General features: G+C 71.0%; 1 protein-coding gene. It reads left to right on the top strand.

All coding sequences use genetic code 11. The features are described from left to right. Positions 1-57: 57 nt before the first annotated feature. Positions 58-1266, top strand: coding sequence for an IS4 family transposase (locus AB0G63_RS39100; RefSeq protein ID WP_360760669.1), 1209 nt, complete (start codon positions 58-60; stop codon positions 1264-1266). Positions 1267-1341: the final 75 nt, after the last annotated feature.

Below are 1341 nucleotides of genomic sequence, written 5' to 3'. Positions count from 1 at the left end.
CAATACCAGTGACTTAAGGTCGTCGGCTGGTAGGGTGCGTGGCGGGGAGGTGCCGGGATGCCACGGCCGGGTCAGGTGAAGCTGGAGACGGACGAACGGTTGTCGGATCGCATCGCGGTCGGGCTGCTGACGCGGTCGTTCCCGCCGGAGCTGGTGGATCGGGTGGTGGCCGACTGCGGGAGGTCCGGGCAGCGCAACCGGCTGCTGCCGCCGCGCGTGGTGGTCTACTTCGTGCTGGCGATGTGCTTGTTCTCCGGCCAGGGCTACGAAGAGGTCGCCCGGCTGCTGACGCATGGGCTGACCTGGGCGAAACGCTGGTCGGGGTCGTGGCAGGTGCCGACCACAGCGGCGATCTCGAGAGCTCGCGCGAAACTCGGCCCGGAGCCGCTGAAGGCCCTGTTCGCCTCGGTGGCACGGCCGTTGGCTACGGAAGCGACCCGGGGTGCCTTCTACGGGCGGTGGCGGCTGATGGCCGTCGACGGCACCGTCTTCGACGTTCCGGACAGCCAGGAGAACGCGGCGCACTTCGGGCGCCCGAAGACCCATCGCACCCAGCGGTGTGCGTACCCGCAGGTGCGGGTGGTCGCGCTGGCCGAGTGCGGCACCCACGCCATCACCGCTGCGGCTGTCGGCCCGTTCACCACGTCTGAGCGCGTGCTGGCCCGCGAGCTGTTCGACCACCTGGGCGAGGGCGATCTGCTGCTGGCCGACCGCGGCTTCACCGGCCTGGAGCTGTGGCGGGCGGCTTCGGCCGGCGGCGCGGACCTGCTGTGGCGCATCCGTTCCCACCAGGTGCTGCCGGTCCGCGAAGAGCTCCCCGACGGCTCGTACCTGTCAGACATCGTCGCGGCCAGGGACCACCGCAAGCGTGCCGACCCGGAAGCGGTCCGGGTGATCGAGTACACCCTGGACGGTCCCGGGCGGCCTGAGCAGGACGCCCCTTACCGGCTGATCACCACGGTCCTCGATCCCGACGTCGCCCCGGCCACCGAGCTGGCCGCCCTTTACCACCAGCGGTGGGAGTTCGAGAACACGCTGGACGAGCTGAAGACCCATCAACGCGGACCCGCCCAGGTCCTGCGGTCCCGCTCACCCGAAGGCGTCGAACAGGAGGTCTGGGCACACCTGCTGGTCCACCACGCCATCCGCACCCTGATGCACGACGCCGCCGCACAGGCCGGCCTCGACCCCGACCGGCTCTCCTTCACCCGCAGCATCCGCCTCGCGCGCCGCCAGGTCACCGCGCAGGCGGCCTTTTCCCCCTGACCACCTGACCGCGGCCCTCACCGACGGACTCCGCGAGATCACCGCGCGCCTGTTACCCACCCGCCGCAGACGCTC

It is taken from the genome of Streptomyces sp. NPDC020996 (assembly GCF_040641355.1).
In the GTDB taxonomy this organism is placed as follows: domain Bacteria; phylum Actinomycetota; class Actinomycetes; order Streptomycetales; family Streptomycetaceae; genus Streptomyces.
This window is presented reverse-complemented; position numbering and strand designations above follow the sequence as displayed.

Excerpts from the sequence above, each read along its gene's own strand:
- AB0G63_RS39100 (WP_360760669.1), top strand. The coding sequence starts at position 58 with ATGCCACGGCCGGGTCAGGTGAAGCTGGAGACGGACGAACGGTTGTCG.